The organism is Polynucleobacter sp. AP-Jannik-300A-C4, from assembly GCF_018688335.1.
Taxonomy (GTDB): Bacteria; Pseudomonadota; Gammaproteobacteria; order Burkholderiales; family Burkholderiaceae; genus Polynucleobacter.
This window is the reverse complement of the sequence record NZ_CP061316.1, coordinates 1,831,098-1,844,537: the sequence shown is the minus strand read 5'-3', so window position 1 is coordinate 1,844,537 and position 13,440 is coordinate 1,831,098. Positions and strand designations below refer to the sequence as shown.

Annotated in this window: 16 protein-coding genes; 11 read left to right on the top strand and 5 right to left on the bottom strand. The window is 45.8% G+C overall.

Annotated elements, in window-relative coordinates; all coding sequences use genetic code 11:
* Window positions 1-71: 71 nt before the first annotated feature.
* The 5 genes from gshA to ptsP are packed head-to-tail and all read left to right on the top strand — an operon-like array spanning window position 72 to window position 4,806.
* Complete coding sequence (gshA, locus tag FD975_RS09595) at window positions 72-1,370, top strand: glutamate--cysteine ligase (RefSeq protein WP_215302164.1); 1,299 nt, start codon at window positions 72-74, stop codon at window positions 1,368-1,370.
* A 25-nt stretch (window positions 1,371-1,395) separates the two neighbouring features.
* A complete protein-coding gene (gshB, locus tag FD975_RS09590; RefSeq protein ID WP_215302163.1) occupies window positions 1,396-2,337 on the top strand; it encodes a glutathione synthase in 942 nt (313 codons plus the stop codon).
* A 2-nt stretch (window positions 2,338-2,339) separates the two neighbouring features.
* Entirely contained in the window at window positions 2,340-2,774 is a 435-nt protein-coding gene (locus FD975_RS09585) for a PTS sugar transporter subunit IIA (RefSeq protein ID WP_215302162.1), read from the top strand.
* 8 nt (window positions 2,775-2,782) lie between these two features.
* Window positions 2,783-3,052: an HPr family phosphocarrier protein gene (locus FD975_RS09580; RefSeq protein ID WP_215302161.1), complete on the top strand. Its 270-nt coding sequence runs from the start codon at window positions 2,783-2,785 to the stop codon at window positions 3,050-3,052.
* A 2-nt stretch (window positions 3,053-3,054) separates the two neighbouring features.
* On the top strand, window positions 3,055-4,806 hold the full coding sequence (ptsP, locus tag FD975_RS09575; protein WP_215302160.1) for a phosphoenolpyruvate--protein phosphotransferase: 1,752 nt from the start codon (window positions 3,055-3,057) through the stop codon (window positions 4,804-4,806).
* A gap of 4 nt (window positions 4,807-4,810) precedes the next feature.
* Here ptsP and FD975_RS09570 read toward each other — a convergent pair whose 3' ends face one another.
* From FD975_RS09570 to gpmA, 3 genes are read right to left on the bottom strand one after another with little or no spacing between them, the layout of a single operon-like run.
* Window positions 4,811-5,563 (bottom strand): molybdopterin-synthase adenylyltransferase MoeB, encoded by a 753-nt coding sequence (locus FD975_RS09570; RefSeq protein ID WP_215302159.1) that lies wholly within the window; start codon window positions 5,561-5,563, stop codon window positions 4,811-4,813.
* 22 nt (window positions 5,564-5,585) lie between these two features.
* Window positions 5,586-7,019, bottom strand: a complete 1,434-nt coding sequence (locus tag FD975_RS09565; protein WP_215302158.1) for a S41 family peptidase — start codon at window positions 7,017-7,019, stop codon at window positions 5,586-5,588.
* Window positions 7,020-7,033: 14 nt separating this feature from the next.
* Window positions 7,034-7,723 carry a 2,3-diphosphoglycerate-dependent phosphoglycerate mutase gene (gene gpmA, locus FD975_RS09560; RefSeq protein WP_215302156.1) on the bottom strand — a complete coding sequence of 230 codons (690 nt, stop codon included), beginning with the start codon at window positions 7,721-7,723 and terminating at the stop codon, window positions 7,034-7,036.
* 22 nt (window positions 7,724-7,745) lie between these two features.
* On the opposite strand from gpmA, the gene FD975_RS09555 reads away from it, so the two are divergent.
* The 4 genes from FD975_RS09555 to FD975_RS09540 are packed head-to-tail and all read left to right on the top strand — an operon-like array spanning window position 7,746 to window position 10,023.
* A complete protein-coding gene (locus FD975_RS09555; protein ID WP_215302155.1) occupies window positions 7,746-8,159 on the top strand; it encodes a rhodanese-like domain-containing protein in 414 nt (137 codons plus the stop codon).
* A gap of 16 nt (window positions 8,160-8,175) precedes the next feature.
* Window positions 8,176-8,430, top strand: a complete 255-nt coding sequence (gene grxC, locus FD975_RS09550) for a glutaredoxin 3 (protein ID WP_215302154.1) — start codon at window positions 8,176-8,178, stop codon at window positions 8,428-8,430.
* Window positions 8,431-8,452: 22 nt separating this feature from the next.
* Complete coding sequence (gene secB / locus FD975_RS09545; RefSeq protein ID WP_215302153.1) at window positions 8,453-8,974, top strand: protein-export chaperone SecB; 522 nt, start codon at window positions 8,453-8,455, stop codon at window positions 8,972-8,974.
* A 26-nt stretch (window positions 8,975-9,000) separates the two neighbouring features.
* Window positions 9,001-10,023: an NAD(P)H-dependent glycerol-3-phosphate dehydrogenase gene (locus tag FD975_RS09540; protein WP_215302152.1), complete on the top strand. Its 1,023-nt coding sequence runs from the start codon at window positions 9,001-9,003 to the stop codon at window positions 10,021-10,023.
* 3 nt (window positions 10,024-10,026) lie between these two features.
* Here the strand turns inward: FD975_RS09540 and trmL are convergent, their stop codons facing one another.
* Window positions 10,027-10,497 (bottom strand): tRNA (uridine(34)/cytosine(34)/5-carboxymethylaminomethyluridine(34)-2'-O)-methyltransferase TrmL, encoded by a 471-nt coding sequence (gene trmL / locus FD975_RS09535; protein WP_215302151.1) that lies wholly within the window; start codon window positions 10,495-10,497, stop codon window positions 10,027-10,029.
* On the bottom strand, window positions 10,490-11,119 hold the full coding sequence (locus FD975_RS09530; protein WP_251371192.1) for a ComF family protein: 630 nt from the start codon (window positions 11,117-11,119) through the stop codon (window positions 10,490-10,492). Before FD975_RS09530 ends, trmL begins: the two co-directional genes overlap by 8 nt.
* Before the next feature lie 155 nt (window positions 11,120-11,274).
* On the opposite strand from FD975_RS09530, the gene FD975_RS09525 reads away from it, so the two are divergent.
* Both FD975_RS09525 and coxB read left to right on the top strand, forming a co-directional pair.
* Window positions 11,275-12,078 (top strand): class I SAM-dependent methyltransferase, encoded by an 804-nt coding sequence (locus tag FD975_RS09525; RefSeq protein WP_251371191.1) that lies wholly within the window; start codon window positions 11,275-11,277, stop codon window positions 12,076-12,078.
* Window positions 12,079-12,258: 180 nt separating this feature from the next.
* Window positions 12,259-13,416 carry a cytochrome c oxidase subunit II gene (gene coxB / locus FD975_RS09520; protein ID WP_215302148.1) on the top strand — a complete coding sequence of 386 codons (1,158 nt, stop codon included), beginning with the start codon at window positions 12,259-12,261 and terminating at the stop codon, window positions 13,414-13,416.
* The last annotated feature ends 24 nt before the right edge of the window (window positions 13,417-13,440 follow it).

Genomic DNA, 13,440 nt, shown 5'->3' with positions numbered 1-13,440 from the left:
TGGCTGCCCAGTTTTTAAGCGCGGGATCCTCGGATTCCGCGTCTTTCTTTTAAAAATCTTACAATGGTGAAATGGTTCCACATCTCATCACTGCCCTTAGCGGCCCTCTTCTTGATCTCGAGTCGAAGGTATTAGAAGCAACTCCAACTATTGAGCGCTGGTTTAGGCTTGAGTGGCAGGAGCACACCCCGCCTTTCTACTGCTCAGTCGATTTGCGTAATGCTGGTTTTAAGCTTGCACCAGTGGATACAAACCTTTTTCCAGGGGGTTTTAATAACCTCTCACCTCAGATGTTGCCTTTAGCGGTTCAGGCAGCTATGGCAGCAATTGAGAAGATTTGCCCGGAAGCAAAAAATTTACTGTTGATACCTGAGCGACATACTCGCAATACATTCTATTTGCAGAATATTGCACGCCTATCTTCGATCTTGCGTCAAGCAGGCCTTAATGTTCGCTTGGGCACTTTGTCTGATGAAATTAAAAAACCAACTTGGATTGATTTGCCTGATGGTAATCGCCTCTTGATGGAGCCTTTATCTCGCTTAGGTTTGAAGAAGCAGCGTTTAGGCTTAAAAGATTTTGATCCGTGCTCTATTTTGCTAAACAACGATTTATCAGCAGGCATTCCTCCGATCCTAGAAAACCTCCATGAGCAATATCTCTTGCCAGGCTTGCATGCAGGTTGGCATGTCCGTCGCAAGTCAAATCACTTTGCAGCCTACGATGAGGTTGCTAAGAAATTTGCGAAGATAGTGGATATTGATCCATGGATGATTAACCCTTACTTTGCTAGTTGCTCTAACGTGAACTTTCATGAGCGTAAAGGTGAGGAAGAGTTGCAAGCTGCTGTTGAGAAAGTCCTCAAGAAAACTGCTAAGAAATATCGAGAGTACGGCATTAAAGAAAAACCTTACGTCGTTGTCAAAGCAGATGCTGGCACATATGGCATGGGTGTCATGGTGGTAAACGATCCTGCACAACTCAAAGATCTGAATCGCAAAGACCGCAACAAGATGAGTGTTGTTAAAGAAGGTCTTGAAGTTAGTGATGTCTTAATTCAGGAGGGTGTATATACCTTCGAGAAAGTGAATGAAGCAGTTGCAGAGCCAGTGGTATATATGATTGACCGCTATGTGATTGGTGGCTTCTATCGTGTGCATACCGACCGTGGCCCTGATGAGAATCTAAACGCACCAGGCATGCATTTTGTACCGTTAGCATTCGAGCAAAACTCCATGCCAGATTTGGGTGCCAAGCCTGGTAGTGCGCCGCCCAATCGTTTTTATCTGTATGGAGTTGTTGCACGTCTGGCTTTGTTAGCCGCTTCTTTAGAGTTGGAGCGTTCCGATCCTAATGCTGAAGCTGCCTAACTGTATCTGAATGCTCGGACATAAGATGAACCTTCTTTTCATTGCCGATCCACTGGAATCATTTAAGGTTAGCAAGGATTCCACTTTGGCAATGATGCGCGTTGCGCAAGAAGCTGGTCATCAACTTTGGTTTTGCCAAAGTCGTAACATCCTGTGGAGGAACGATTTTGTAGTGGCTGATTGTCAGTCGCTCGCCATTAAGCCAAGTGGCACAGCATGGTTTGAGTTAGGCCCCGTAGAGGATCGCCCATTAAATACCTTTAACGCAGTCATGATGCGTACTGATCCGCCATTTGATATCGAGTATCTCAATACCACTTGGTTGTTATCTGCTGCGGTTCGACAGGGTGCAAAAGTATTTAATAATCCAACGGCTATTCGTGATCATTCTGAAAAGATATCTATCACGGAGTTTCCGGAACTCATTCCCCCAACTTTAATCACGCGTGAACTGAGTGCGATTGAAGTGTTTCACCAAGAGCATCAAGATATTGTCATTAAGCCCCTGGATGGCATGGGTGGCATGGGTGTATTTCGTGTAGGGCCAGATGGTTTAAATCTTGCCAGTATTGTGGAGACACTGGGTGAGAATGGTGCACGTACTCTAATGGTGCAAAGATTCTTGCCTGAGATAGCTCAAGGCGATAAACGCGTGTTGCTCATCGGTGGCGAGGTAGTGCCGTTTGCGCTGGCTCGCATACCTCAGGGAAGTGAAATTCGAGGTAATTTAGCTGCTGGTGGCAAAGGGGTTGCTATGCCGCTAACAGATGCAGAGAGGAAGGTTGCAGAACGTCTCGCCCCAATTTTGAACGCCCGGGGCTTGTTCTTGGTAGGATTAGATTTAATTGGCGCTTACGTCACAGAAATCAATGTGACTAGCCCAACCTGTTTTGTAGAGATTACTGAGCAAAGCAGATTTGATGTTCCGAAATTTTGGTTAACAGCGCTTGAAAAGGCATTGGCATAAAAATGGTTGGAATCGTAATAGTTGCTCACACTCCAGTCGCAAGTGCGATGCTGGGTTTTGCTGAGCATGCATTTGGTGTAGCGCCAGAGAGAGTAAGAGCTGTCGACATCCCGCCTCATGAAGATACAAAAGCCAGCTTCGACCGACTCTTGAAAGCGGCATATGGCGTCAATACGGGCCAAGGCGTTTTAATACTGACTGATGTAATGGGCGCGACCCCAGCAAATGTGGCATCAAAGCTTGAAGCTTTGGGACCATTATCGGGTTTAACTGCGCCCGTGATTGTCTTGGCCGGATTAAATCTACCCATGCTGATGCGCTGTATTTCTCATCGTGGTGAAGGGCTCGAAGAGCTTGCCCATAAAGCACTTCTAGGTGGTCAAAATGGAATTTTGCGTTTGGGCTCTAAAACACCGCAAGTTACTACGGAGAAATAGGACTCACTATGCCTATTGCTGAAATCGAAATCATTAACAAATTGGGCTTACATGCTCGGGCATCTGCGAAGTTATCCCAGCTTGCTGCCGAGTTCCCCTGCGAAATCTTCTTATCCCGCAATGGACGCCAGATTAATGCTAAGAGCATTATGGGTGTCATGATGCTGGCCGCTGGGATTGGCAGCACCGTCACTCTAGAGACTGTTGGCGAAAAAGAGGATGAGGCGATGCAAGCTTTAACGGCATTGATCAATGATCGATTTGGCGAGGGCGAATAAGGGTGACTTTTGCTTTACACGGAATAGCAGTATCTAAAGGCATTGCTATTGGCAAAGCCGTACTGATATCGCGTGCAGCATTAGAGGTTAGTCATTATTTAGTTGAAGTTGGCAAAGAAGAGGCTGAGGTTCAAAAGTTATTGGATGCTTTTGAGCAAGTGCGCCTTGAGTTAACGCAATTGCGTCAAGGATTGCCTAAAGATGCGCCTCAAGAAATGGCTGCGTTTTTGGATGTACACGGCATGATTCTGGCAGATCCAGCTTTAGCTGAGAAGCCAATGAAATTGATTCGCACTCAGAGATTAAATGCAGCTTGGGCTTTAACAACCGAACTCAATGATCTTTTAGAACAATTTTCTGATATTGAGGATGCGTATTTAAAAGAGCGTGCTAATGATATTAGACAGGTCGCAGAGCGCGTAATCAAAGCGTTGAATGCTCAGAAAAAAGACCCTCTACATGATGCTGATTTTTTACCAGCAAGCGATATTGGTATTGAGTCAATTATTGTTGCGCACGACATTGCCCCTCATGACATGCTGCGTTTCAAAGAGCATGCCTTTACAGGGTTTGTGACAGATCTGGGTGGCAAGACTTCTCATACCGCTATTGTTGCGCGCAGCATGGAGATCCCTGCGGTAGTTGGTGTGCGACATGCCAGTGAAATGATTCGTCATGGCGATTGGTTAGTATTGGATGGGGAACATGGGGTTGTCGTTGTTGCGCCTGATGAGCAGCTTCTTGCTGAGTATCGAAAGCTACAAGCTCAAGCCTTAAAAGAAGCCCGCAAGCTAAAGCAGTTAAAGCACGCCAAGACAGAAACTGCTGATCGTGTTCAGATTGAATTATTTGCCAATATTGAGTTGCCTGAGGATGCCATTCAGGCAGTGAAGTTGGGTGCTGTGGGTGTCGGCTTATTCCGCTCTGAATTTCTATTTATGGATCGCAAGCAAGCTTTGCCAGACGAAGAGCAGCAATATCAAGAATATCGTCGCGTAGTCGATTTAATGCATGGTTTGCCTGTCAATATTAGAACCATCGACGTTGGTGCCGACAAGGCATTGGGTGGCGGCGGTGATATTTCTCAAACTGGTACATCACCACTTGGGTTGCGTGCGATTCGCTGGTCCCTGACTGAGCCTGAAATCTTTTTAACGCAACTCAGGGCTATCTTGCGCGCATCAGCCCATGGTCAAGCGCGCATTATGATCCCCATGTTGGCTCATGTTAAAGAGATTGATGAAACATTTAGATTAATTGAAAAAGCAAAGCAGCAATTACATCAGCGCGGTAAAGCATTTAATCCCAATATTCAAGTTGGTGCAATGATTGAAATTCCTGCTGCTGCATTGATGCTACCCTTATTTATTAATCGATTCGATTTTCTTTCTATTGGTACGAATGATTTAATTCAGTACACCTTAGCAATCGATCGCGCAGATCATGCAGTTGCACATCTTTACGATCCCCTGCATCCCGCTATTTTGAATTTGCTGTCAAGCATCATTGATCAAGCTAAGCGCGCAGATGTGCCGGTTGCCATTTGTGGAGAGATGGCTGGAGATCCTGCGTTAACAAAGCTATTGCTCGCGCTCGGGCTGACAGATTTCTCAATGCACTTTAGCCAGCTGTTATTAGTTAAGCGCGAGATCTTAAAGGCAAATGTAGGTCTATTGAAAGCCCGCGTCCCTAGAGTTCTGCGTGCCTACGAGCCTGAGGAGCAGGCTAAAGCATTGGAGCGCTTGCTCTCTTAAGTCCCTAATGCTGAGAGCCGCAAACCTTGCATGCGGGATTTCTAGCAATGCGAATTTCATCAATTTGAGTATTGAGCGCATTCCAAAGTAACATTCTCCCCACTAAAGGCTGACCAAAGCCAATCAATACTTGTAACGCTTGAGCTGCTTGCATCGCTCCAATAATGCCAACCAGAGGGGAAAAGATACCCATGCTGGCACAGCTGACTTCCTCAAACTGATCTTCTGGAGAAAAAAGACAGGCATAACAGGGGGATGCTTCATGACGAAAATCAAAGACACTTAATTGACCGTCAAATTTGAGTGCTGATCCTGATACAAGGGGCACCTTTTGGCGAAAGCAAGCCGCATTAATGAGCTGGCGAGTTGCAAAGTTATCCGTGCAATCTAGAACAAGATGAACTGCTGGCAAGACGTCTTTCAATAAATTATCAGTTGCCTTCTCTGCAATTGCATTAATTGTTAGGGTGGGATTAATACTTTGCAAAAATTGTTTACCAGATTCCACCTTGCTTTTGCCAATGGAGTTCTGGGCATGCATGATTTGTCGCTGCAAATTAGTGAGCTCGACTTTGTCATGATCGACAAGCGTTATTTTTCCAACACCAGCTGCAGCAAGATAAGGCGCTGCCGCGCTTCCCAAGCCACCAGCACCAATGATGAGGATGTGCGAACCAAGCAATATTTCTTGGCCCGCAACATCAATTTCTTCTAGTAATAAATGCCGCGAGTAGCGAAGTAGCTGCTCATCATTCATGTGTATACCCCATTGCTAGAACTTACTCTAGCTTGGAGGCTGAGCGTTTTACAGGCTCACCATTAATAAATGCAACGGCTTGAGAAAGCATGAAGTCATCTGCACTACCGAGTTCGATAGGCTTCTTAGACTTTTCTTTTTCTTTCTCTTCAGGAGTCTTCTTGGCATTTTTTTCTTCAATGCGTTGTAACTCTTCTAGGCGACGCTTTTCACGATCAGCAACGAGTTTTTCTTCTGAAGATTGCTTATTACGTAAATGTTTCTCGCTGTCGATCTCGCGAGTAATCAGCACATCATCGGGATCGCCATCTTTATTTTGATCAACCGCGATGTCAGGCTTAATGCCGTAAGCTTGAATCGATTTGCCACTCGGTGTGTAGTAGTAGGCTGTAGTAATTTTTAATGCAGACTCATTTGTGAGGGGGCGGACGGTCTGAACAGAGCCTTTACCGAAAGTGGTTTTACCGATAATGGTGGCGCGTTTGTAATCCTGTAATGCGCCAGCCACAATTTCAGAGGCGGAAGCAGAGTAGGCGTTGACTAAAACGACCATTGGTAATTTTTTATACATCGCAGGTACGCTAGCTAAAGGATCGCCAGGCTCACTCAGGCGATACATAGCTGGCGTCGCATTGAATATCTGCTTTGAATCAGCTGTCTGACCTTTAGTGGAGACGATCACGGCATCTGCCGGTAAGAAGGCGGCTGCAACACCAACAGCACCTTGTAACAAGCCACCACCATTATTTCTGAGATCAAGAATGATGCCCTTCATCTTAGGGTCTTGAGTGGCAAGGTCGTTTAATTTTTTTGCTAGGTCAGGAACGGTACGCTCTTGAAAGCTCGTTACCCTGACCCAGGCGATATTGTTGTCCAAAATTTTGGCTTTGACGGATTGCACTTTAATTTCAGCGCGAGTAATAGTTACCGGAAAGCTGCGCTCTTCACTTTTGCGAAAGACCGTCAAAGTAATTTTTGTGCCCGGAGTACCCCGCATGGTGCGTACCGCTTTATCCAGAGACATGCCACGAACAGGCTTGTCATCTAAGCGAGTAATGAGGTCCCCGGCTTGCAGGCCAGCGCGCGCAGCAGGACTGTCTTCAATGGGGTTGAGTACTTTAACAACACCATCCTCTGAAGTAATTTCAATGCCAAGGCCAGCGAACTTGCCGCTTGTTTGCTCTTGCATCTCAGAAAAATCTTTTTTATCAAGATAGGTAGAGTGTGGATCAAGACTGCTCACCATGCCCTTAACGGCATCAGTCAGTAACTGCTTGTCTTCAATTGGCTCAACATACTCACGCTTGATTTGGGCAAACACGTTCGATAGTGTGCGCAGCTCATCTAAAGGTAGCGTTGTGCCCTGCTGGGCGGTAGCAGAGAGTTGGATGGTGGCTGCAACCCCGGCGATGAGGCCAACAGAGACTAGGGCAAAGTTCTTGAAAAATACGCGCATGCTTCTGTTTTACCTTAATCCAAATAAAAATGCTGAATGGGTTTGAGATTGTCATCGAGCTCATAAACAAGCGGGATGCCATTGGGGACATTAATTTCCATAATATCTTCGTCAGAAACCTGGTCGAGATATTTAATCAAAGAGCGGATGCTATTGCCGTGCGCAACAATTAATACGCGCTTACCTGCTTTGAGGGCGGGAGCAATAGATTCATTCCAAAGAGGTAGTACACGCTCGACGTTATCTTTAAGGCACTCACCCAAAGGAATATCGGAAGTATTGAGTTTCTCGTAACGTCGATCATTCTGCGGATTACGTTCATCACCCCTTTCTAAGAGTGGTGGACGCACATCGTAGGAACGGCGCCAAATATGAACCTGGGCGTCTCCATACTGCTGAGCAGTTTCAGCTTTGTTTAAACCAGTGAGGGCGCCATAATGCCGCTCGTTTAGTCTCCAGCTATGGACTACGGGCAACCACATGAGGTCCATGGTGTCCTGAACATGCCATAGGGTGCGAATCGCTCTTCTCAGTACAGAGGTGTAGGCTAAATCAAACTCATAGCCCGCTTTTAGAAGGTTTTCGCCTGCAGCTAGGGCCTGTTCTGTGCCTTTTGGGGTTAAGTCAACGTCCGCCCAGCCAGTAAAGCGGTTTTCAAGGTTCCAGGCGGATTCGCCGTGACGAATAAGGACAAGTTGTTTCATAGAGCCATTCTATAATCCGGTGATGAACTTTCTCACGCAAATTGATAATTTAGCGCTTATTGCCCTCTTGTTTGTTTCGGGCGCAGCGCTCTTCCTCCCTACATTATCTACGCTTATCAGCGGAAAAGGCTTATCGCCTTCGGAGGCAACCATTTGGATTAATCGCCGAAAGGCGGCTGTTTTGGACTTGCGTCCAGAATCAGACTTTAAGGCGGGCCATTTGCCTGGATCAAAGCACATCTTGGCCGACCGAATCTCTACTGGACTCGACAAGCTCAAACTGGACCGTAAGAATCCGGTCATTTTGGTCTGTCAATCCGGTATAAGTGCCCGTAAATCGGTTCCAGAGTTAAAGAAGCTGGGATTTTTAGAAGTTGCAGTTTTGGATGGCGGCGTTCAAGGATGGCAGGCTGCAGCTCTGCCATTAATCAAATAACTTAGCGGGTCTAGATATGCCACCAGTCTTGATGTACAGCACCCAAGTTTGTCCTTATTGCGTTATGGCAGAGAAGCTTTTGCAAAAGAAGGGCGTTACAAATTTAGAGAAGATCTTGATTGATCGTGATCCTGCGCAGCGCGAAATAATGATGACGCGAACAGGTCGTCGCACTGTGCCACAAATTTATATTGGTGAGACTCATGTTGGCGGTTATGACGATTTAGTTGCTCTAGACCGTTCCGGCCAACTTGATTCACTATTAGCTTAAAAATTTACCCAGAAAGTTTCCCATGACTGAACAAACTACTTCCGCTCCAGATGCAGCAGATAACTCAAAAGAGCCAGGTTTCCGCATTCAACGTATTTACCTCAAAGACTTGTCTTTAGAGCAACCACACGCACCGCAAATTTTATTGGTCGCAGCTGAGCCTCAAGTTGAGGTTGAGGTGGATGTTGCTGTCACTCGTTTGGGTGACGAAATTTTTGAGGTTGCTTTAATTGCGACAGTCACTGCCAAAGTAGATAGCAAGGCACTGTTTTTAGTTGAGGCTAAGCAAGCAGGTATTTTTGAATTTAGCAATATTCCACCAGAGCAAATTGATCCCATGTTGGGCATTGCTTGTCCAACGATTTTGTATCCTTACTTGCGCTCAAATATTGCTGACACTATCAGCCGTGCTGGTTTCCAGCCAATTCATTTGAATGAAATTAACTTCCACGGAATGTACGAGCATCGCCTGATGCAAGCTGCGCAAGCTACCGCAACGAAAAGCGGCTCTACCGATGAAAGCAAAATCATCCTTCCTCACTAAGCTGAATTAGTCAAAGCCCACAGATCATGAAAGTGACGCTGCTTGGAGCTGGTTCATGGGGCACAGCTATGGCCGCGCAAGCTGCGCGCCACCTTCAGTCTGGCGACGTTTGTTTGTGGTCGCGCAGCGCTGAGCAGCTAGAGGATATTCAGAAGTCTGGCGAAAATGCTGACTATCTCCCAGGCGTCATCCTGCCTAAGGGCCTGCAATTAGAAGCCAGTTTTGAGCGCGCCATTGAGCGCCTCTCTGAAAAAGATCTTTTAGTGATTGCTACTCCGATGTCGGGCTTATCGGAAACAGTGGCAAATGTATTGCGCCTCGCAAAGCACCCACTGAATATTGTTTGGCTATGTAAGGGCTTAGAGCCCAGCACTACTCTATTGCCACATCAAGTAGTGGAGCGTGAAGATCATCTGCATAGCAATGGCATGCGTCATTCTTATGGCGCATTATCGGGACCTAGTTTTGCACAAGAAGTTGGTAATGGTATGCCTTGTGCATTAACTATCGCTAGCAAATCGAATGCCTTATGCGATATTGTTCAAGGCGCATTTCATCACGGTAATATGCGTATCTATGCGAGCGATGATTTAGTTGGTGTTGAGTTGGGTGGCGCAACTAAAAACGTTCTTGCAATTGCGGCCGGTATTGGCGATGGCTTAGATCTTGGCTTAAACGCGCGTGCTGCGGTGTTAACTCGTGGCCTTGCAGAAATGATGCGTCTAGTGAAGGCAGCTGGCGGACGACCAGAGACCTGCATGGGATTAACTGGCGTAGGCGATTTGATTTTGACTGCAACTGGCGATCTCTCACGTAATCGTCGTGTTGGTTTAGCGCTTGCTGCAGGAAAACCTTTACCTGAAATTTTGGGTAACTTAGGACATGTTGCTGAAGGCGTACTGTGTGCCTCTGCAGTTGGAAATCTGGCGACTCGCTTGGGTGTAGAGATGCCAATCACTGCCATGATGGGCGAGGTCCTATCTGGAAAACTCTCACCGCATGATGCAGTGAAAAAACTCATGGGGCGCGACCCCAAGGTAGAGGTCTAGGTTTTAACTTCCGCCAAGCAATCCGTTTTGGCGCCATGCTTCATAAACCACAATCGCTACCGTATTTGAGAGATTCAAGCTGCGACTACTGTCTTGCATTGCTAAGCGCATTTGGTTGGAGATTGGAATTGAACTTCTTACTTCTTCGGTAATGCCTTTAGTTTCTGAACCAAAAACAAAATAGTCATTTGGCAAATAGTTGCCATCATGAAACTTCCCAGATCCTTTGGTAGTCAGAGCAAACATTCTCTCGGGCTGAGGTTTTTCATCAACCAGAAATTGCGCCCAGTTTTTATGAACTTTTACTTTTGCGAACTCGTGATAGTCCAATCCGGCTCTGCGAAGTTTGGCATCCTCCATGGGAAAACCAAGCGGCTCGATGAGGTGTAATTTTGCACCCGTGTTTGCACACAGGCGAATGATATTACCGGTATTGGGTGGAATTTCTGGTTCGAATAAAACAATGTTAAACATTGGCAGATCTTTGTGATGGACGAAGTGTTCTTAGTAGTACCCAATTAATAACACGAGTTGCCCCATTGTCCTTCAATACGCGGGCGATTTCATTCAAGGTTGCTCCGCTAGTCATGACGTCATCAAACACAATGACTGAGGCAGACTCTAGCTGTCCCTGGTACCTTGGGTTGATATAAAACATGTCTTGAATGGCAATTTGACGATTGGTGCGATTTCCTTGAGCCTGATGCTGGTCGCTGTGATGGCGCTTCAAGATGTGTGGGTTTTTATGAATGCGTTTATCGCAAAGAATCCGCCTCGCCAACTCCCAACTTTGATTAAAGCCTCGGGCACAGAGTTTTTCTTGGCTTAGCGGTACCGGTAGAAGATAGCCTGCTTGGGTTATTGCTAAGCTCTTTGCAAGCAGAGCATTCCATGTAGACGCCAAGCCATGTGCATATGCAAGTCGACGCTGATATTTCAATTGATGCAAAGCAAATTGCAGTTTGCCATCATAGCGATCTAGGCAGTAAGTTGCATCAAAGTAGGGTGGATTGGCGCAACACTCTCGACAAGTTTTTTCTTTTAGTTCGTCTACTTGAAGAGTAAGGCCACATTGCTGACAGCATTCGTAATTCAATAGCTGTTCAGATGCTAATAAGGCGTAGCACTCTGCACACAGAGTGAGTTGCTGAAATGTCCCGCAAACAATGCATGAGCTTGGTAATAGGTGAGAACAAATCGATTGAAAAATATTCTCTATTGGCCGCATGGGCTGCTGAGTATACTGAGCCAATGACCCAATCAATCAGATGGCTTCAGGATGAAATTGCAGGCCGCATGCTGCAAAAATTAGACATCGTGAAGTTGGAGGCAAAAGATGTCTTGTTGATTCCAGATTTCCCTGGAGCGCACGCCCCTTTTCTGACAAAACGTTTTCCTGGAATTCGTTTTCATTGTGCGCCAGAAAGTGAGTTATCCAGTTTTGAGTTGTATAAATTGAGACTGACTCGTTTTTGGAATTCCAAGATGAAATCTACCGCCGTAGTTTCTCTAAATGACTATATGAAGACGGGGCGAATCAATCTACCTAGTAATTCTGTAGATTTGGTGGTGAGTGTTCTTTTGATTCAGAATCTGGCCGATCCCAAGCAATTCTTAAAGGAATGCTGGCGAGTACTTAAAGAGGGTGGCTTACTAACATTGAGTTATCTGGGGCCTGATACCGCTAAAGAACTCAAGTCTGAATCTTTAGCCCAGCAATTGCAGATTGAGAACTTGCCTAGCCCGTGGGATATGCACGATATGGGGGATGCTCTATTGGGCGAACGTTTTTCTGATCCCGTAATGGATATGGAGTTTTTAAAACTGAATTACGATTCAGATGCACTGTTGCTGTCAGATGCCAAAGCGTTAAATCTACTGGCCCTCAATGAAAAAAATCAAGCTCAATTGCCTCAATTGCCCAGCAAACTCACCTTAGAGGTGGTGTATGGACATGCTTGGGCTTTAGGTAAGCACCTTGCTAAACCACAAGATCATGTTGCATATGTTGATCCAAATCAAATCGGACGCAAGACTAGTAGTGATTCTGCTTAAGTGTGAGCGCTTACTATCTTTTAAACCATTGTCAAGATTGAGTCAAGCCTGGTTAATCCCGTTTGTTGTTGAACTTAATTAACCCTATAATTAGCGCTAGTTGAATTGCTTGATACCGTTTTTTTGGGCTTTCTGAGTCTGTATTGCTACAGAAGCTCATGACAATAAACAGAGAATAAGATGAATTTATTTGGAAAAGTCACTAGGGCGTCGCTCTACTTAGTAGCAGCCTTTGGCACTGCAATTGCACGGGCTGCAGAAGATATGCCAGGTGGTCCGGCCGTAAATCAGCTGAACTTTACCCCTGCAGCGACCAAAATCATGCAAGAAATCCATTGGCTGCATTGGATGATGTTGATCATTTGCGCTCTGATTTTTATTGGCGTTTTTGGGGTGATGTTCTATTCCATCCTCAAGCATCGCAAATCCTTGGGTGCTAAATCAGCATCATTTCACGAGAGCACTACTGTTGAAATCATCTGGACGGTAATTCCGTTGTTGATCGTGATCGGTATGGCTTTGCCGGCAACTAAAACCGTTGTGGCAATGAAAGACACTACGAATTCAGACATCACCATTAAGACTACTGGCTACCAGTGGAAATGGGGTTACGACTATATTAAAGGTGAGGGTGAGGGCATTAGCTTTTTATCCACCCTATCTACATCTCGTGAAGCCATTAATAACCTAGAAGCGAAATCAAATACCTATTTGATGGAAGTAGATAACGAAATGGTTGTGCCAGTTGGCAAAAAAATTCGCATGATTACAACTGCAAACGACGTGATCCATGCTTGGGCAGTTCCAGCATTTGGCGTAAAGCAAGATGCAATCCCTGGTTTTGTGCGTGATACCTGGTTCCGCGCAGAAACAATCGGAAAATTCCGCGGTCAGTGTTCAGAGTTGTGTGGTGCTGAGCATGCCTTTATGCCTATCGTAGTGAATGTGGTTTCACAAGACGACTACACCAAGTGGGTAGCAGAGAAGAAAAAAGAAATGGGTGCAGCCTCCGATGATCCATCAAAGGTCTATACCTTGGATGAGCAAAAGGAGCGTGGGGCTAAGGTCTATGCAGCTAACTGCGCTGCATGTCACCAACCAAACGGTAAGGGTGCAGGCGCATTCCCAGCATTAGATGGCAGCAAGATGGTGCTTGGACCAAAAGCAGCTCAATACGACATTCTTATCAATGGTAAGGGTGCAATGCCGAAGTGGGCTGGTGTGATTTCTGATGGCGATATTGCTGCTGTCATGACCTACACCCGCAATGCTTGGGGCAATAAAACGGGCGAGATTATTCAAACCCAAGACATTGTTTCCGCACGCGCTGGCAAGTAATTTATTTATTAATACAGATCAAAC

What these genes read in the sequence shown, in the direction of transcription:
- gshA (WP_215302164.1), top strand. Translation starts at nt 72, where the DNA reads ATGGTTCCACATCTCATCACTGCCCTTAGCGGCCCTCTTCTTGATCTC.
- gshB (WP_215302163.1), top strand. Translation starts at nt 1,396, where the DNA reads ATGAACCTTCTTTTCATTGCCGATCCACTGGAATCATTTAAGGTTAGC.
- FD975_RS09585 (WP_215302162.1), top strand. Translation starts at nt 2,340, where the DNA reads ATGGTTGGAATCGTAATAGTTGCTCACACTCCAGTCGCAAGTGCGATG.
- FD975_RS09580 (WP_215302161.1), top strand. Translation starts at nt 2,783, where the DNA reads ATGCCTATTGCTGAAATCGAAATCATTAACAAATTGGGCTTACATGCT.
- FD975_RS09570 (WP_215302159.1), bottom strand. Translation starts at nt 5,563, where the DNA reads ATGAATGATGAGCAGCTACTTCGCTACTCGCGGCATTTATTACTAGAA.
- FD975_RS09565 (WP_215302158.1), bottom strand. Translation starts at nt 7,019, where the DNA reads ATGCGCGTATTTTTCAAGAACTTTGCCCTAGTCTCTGTTGGCCTCATC.
- gpmA (WP_215302156.1), bottom strand. Translation starts at nt 7,723, where the DNA reads ATGAAACAACTTGTCCTTATTCGTCACGGCGAATCCGCCTGGAACCTT.
- FD975_RS09555 (WP_215302155.1), top strand. Translation starts at nt 7,746, where the DNA reads ATGAACTTTCTCACGCAAATTGATAATTTAGCGCTTATTGCCCTCTTG.
- grxC (WP_215302154.1), top strand. Translation starts at nt 8,176, where the DNA reads ATGCCACCAGTCTTGATGTACAGCACCCAAGTTTGTCCTTATTGCGTT.
- secB (WP_215302153.1), top strand. Translation starts at nt 8,453, where the DNA reads ATGACTGAACAAACTACTTCCGCTCCAGATGCAGCAGATAACTCAAAA.
- FD975_RS09540 (WP_215302152.1), top strand. Translation starts at nt 9,001, where the DNA reads ATGAAAGTGACGCTGCTTGGAGCTGGTTCATGGGGCACAGCTATGGCC.
- trmL (WP_215302151.1), bottom strand. Translation starts at nt 10,497, where the DNA reads ATGTTTAACATTGTTTTATTCGAACCAGAAATTCCACCCAATACCGGT.
- FD975_RS09525 (WP_251371191.1), top strand. Translation starts at nt 11,275, where the DNA reads ATGACCCAATCAATCAGATGGCTTCAGGATGAAATTGCAGGCCGCATG.
- coxB (WP_215302148.1), top strand. Translation starts at nt 12,259, where the DNA reads ATGAATTTATTTGGAAAAGTCACTAGGGCGTCGCTCTACTTAGTAGCA.